This is a genomic window from uncultured Cytophaga sp., assembly GCF_937863595.1.
Lineage (GTDB): Bacteria > Bacteroidota > Bacteroidia > Cytophagales > Cytophagaceae > Cytophaga.
Genome location: NZ_CALMGQ010000118.1, coordinates 1 through 3,096 on the forward strand (window position 1 = coordinate 1; position 3,096 = coordinate 3,096).

The 3,096-nt window shown below is 32.3% G+C and carries 3 protein-coding genes; all 3 read left to right on the forward strand.

Features of this window, described 5'->3' with window-relative positions; all coding sequences use genetic code 11:
- Positions 1–483 precede the first annotated feature (483 nt).
- From Q0543_RS10370 to Q0543_RS10380, 3 genes are read left to right on the forward strand one after another with little or no spacing between them, the layout of a single operon-like run.
- The gene (locus Q0543_RS10370) at positions 484–1,275 is read left to right on the forward strand and encodes an ABC transporter permease (RefSeq protein ID WP_299252335.1); all 792 of its coding nucleotides are present in this window, start codon (positions 484–486) and stop codon (positions 1,273–1,275) included.
- Positions 1,276–1,278: 3 nt separating this feature from the next.
- Entirely contained in the window at positions 1,279–2,055 is a 777-nt protein-coding gene (locus Q0543_RS10375) for an ATP-binding cassette domain-containing protein (protein WP_299252337.1), read from the forward strand.
- 4 nt (positions 2,056–2,059) lie between these two features.
- Positions 2,060–3,034: an MlaD family protein gene (locus Q0543_RS10380; protein ID WP_299252340.1), complete on the forward strand. Its 975-nt coding sequence runs from the start codon at positions 2,060–2,062 to the stop codon at positions 3,032–3,034.
- Positions 3,035–3,096 lie beyond the last annotated feature (62 nt).

Consider the following 3,096-nt stretch of genomic DNA (forward strand, 5'->3'; position numbering starts at 1 on the left):
TTAGGACGCGTCCCTTTCACGGACGAAACACGGGTTCGATTCCCGTACAGGCTACTATTATTTTTTACTATTATATTCAATCGTAGAAGTATTCCACTTCAATTTTTCGAAAACACAATACAACATGATTTGTTAATTAATAAGCTATTGTCATTAGTAAGATCAATGACTGATGTATAACTTAGCTATCAATACAAATATTTTTTACGGTTGCTATTGAAAAAAGAGAATGTTAAATTGGTAGATGCGTTTTTAAAATTTACAGTATGAATGATTATTGTTTGCAAAGACCTTAAAGTTAATGGTGTAACAATATTTCATTTTTTTGTAATAATTGAAACGTGAAATACCTGTAACTAGCAGTTGCAATCAGGTATATTTGCTTTATGTAAATGACATCAGTAATTTAAAGTTCATTAACTTAATAATATATTCTAAAGCATATTGTATTTTAGAATTATCTTGATTTAATAATTAAACTCAATGGCCAAAAAAGTCAGAAAATATATATTCTCTAAAGGAATTGATGAAACGTTTAAAGGTATTTATGATGCAATAGCATTCATGGGTTTGTTTTTTAAACAAGCGTTTAAAGGTCCTTATCATTTTAGACAAATAATTGATCAATGTTACGAAGTTGGATTAAAATCACTTCCACTAATCACTCTTACAGGCTTTGTAACTGGCGTTGTATTTACAAAACAATCAAGACCATCACTAGAAGTTTTTGGTGCTACCTCTTGGTTGCCTTCTCTTATTTCAATAGCCTTGGTGCGAGCATTAGGATCACTTGTTACGGCATTGATTTGTGCAGGTAAAGTCGGTTCAAGTATTGGTGCAGAATTAGGATCTATGAAAGTTACGGAGCAGATAGATGCAATGGAAGTTTCTGCAATTAATCCCTTTAAATATTTAGTGGTTACCCGCGTTACAGCTACAACATTAATGGTTCCTATACTTTCCTTTTATTGTAGCTGCGTAGGTTTGCTTGGAGCATTTGTAAATGTACATGCAAATGAAACAACTAGCTTTGCAAACTTCTTTCAAAGTGGTTTTGGCGACATAGGATTTATAGATATATTTTCTTCTGTGGCAAAAGCAATAGTCTTTGGTTTTACAATTGGCATCGTTGGTTGTTATAAAGGGTTTAATGCATCGCAAGGTACACGTGGAGTAGGTAAGGCTGCGAATCAAGCAGTTGTTACAACAATGTTTTTGATTTTCATTGAAGAGATTGTAATTGTACAAATTAGTAACTGGATTAGATTTTTCTAAAAGATGGAGAACAACGAACATAGAATTGATAAAACAGAGAAAGCTATATTCATTAAAGGTTTGTATAAATCATTTGGTGATTTACATGTACTGACAGATGTAAATTTAGATGTATACAAAGGCGAAAATGTTGTCGTTTTAGGGAAGTCTGGTACAGGTAAATCTGTATTAATAAAAATATTGGTTGGTTTATTAAAGCCAGATTCTGGTTATGTGGAAGTACTTGGAAAAGTAGTAGACAAATTAAATCAAAAAGAATTAGATGCATTACGCTTGCATATTGGATTTGCATTTCAAAGTAGTGCGTTGTATGATAGCATGAGTGTAAGACAAAATTTAGAATTTCCTTTAGTGATGAATTATAAGAATTTATCTAAAGGGGAAGTTAATGATTCTGTCGAAGAAGTACTAGAGGCTGTTGGCTTAACAGATAAGATGAATCAAATGCCTTCAGATTTATCTGGAGGGCAACGAAAACGAATAGGTATTGCGCGCACATTAATTTTAAAACCTAAAATAATGTTGTACGATGAGCCTACTTCTGGATTAGACCCCATTACATGTATTGAGATCAATGAACTGATTAATGAAGTGAAAGAGAAGTATAATACATCTTCGATAATTATTACCCATGATTTAACATGTGCTAAAGAGACAGGTGATCGCGTTGCTATGTTGTTGGATGGTGCATTTATTAAAACAGGAACTTTTGAAGAAGTATTTACGGAGAATGAAGATGAACGTATAAAAAGTTTTTATAACTATAATTTTATAAAATAAAATAATGAAAGACTCACCTAATAAACGCGCCGTTATTGTCGGAATGTTCTCTCTAGTTGGAATACTAGTATTGCTAGCTGGTATATTGACTGTTGGTAATCTCCATACCACCTTTACAACTAAAATGAAAATTACAACTGTATTTGATGATGTAAACGGATTACTTCCTGGAAGTAATATTTGGTATTCGGGTGTAAAGATTGGTACTGTTAAAAGTTTGAATTTTTACGGAAAATCAAAAGTTCAAGTCGTAATGAATTTAGATGAAGCCGCTCAACAATACGTTCGCAAAGATGCCTTTGTTAAACTAGGTTCCGATGGATTGATTGGTAAAAAAATATTAATTATTTATGGCGGAACAGTTGGTGCAGGGGAAGTAGTCGATGGAGATTCCTTGCACGTTGTAACGGTTTTGTCTACGGATGATGTAATGAATACATTGCAGCAAAACAATAAAAACATCTTAGCCATTACAGACGACTTTAAGGTAATAAGTAAACGTATGGTTGATGGTAAAGGTACGATTGGTAAATTAATGACGGATGAAAGTGTTTTTGATAACATCAATAAGACTACAGAAACATTGCAGCAAGCATCTGCTAAAGCACAAGGATTGATGAATTCATTAGCCATTTATGCAAATAAATTGAATAAAGAAGGGACGTTGATGAATGATTTAGTAACCGATACAATTGTATTTAAGTCGATGTCTGCAAGTATTCAAGAACTACAACAAATGGCTGATTCTGCATCTGAAATGATGACAACGCTTAAAGCAGCAAGTCAAAATCCGAACAGTACTTTAGGTGTGTTGCTTCATGACGATGCAACTGGTACGCATCTTAAATCTACCATTCAAAATTTAGACTCTAGTTCTAAAAAATTAGAAGAAGATTTAGATTTGTTGAAGCACACATTTTTATTGAGAGGTGCATTCAAGAAACAAGAAAAGGAAAAAGCTAAAAGTAATAAGGAATAATATTAAGTATTAAGTATTAAGTATTAAGTATTAAGTATTAAGTATTAAGTATTAAGTATTAA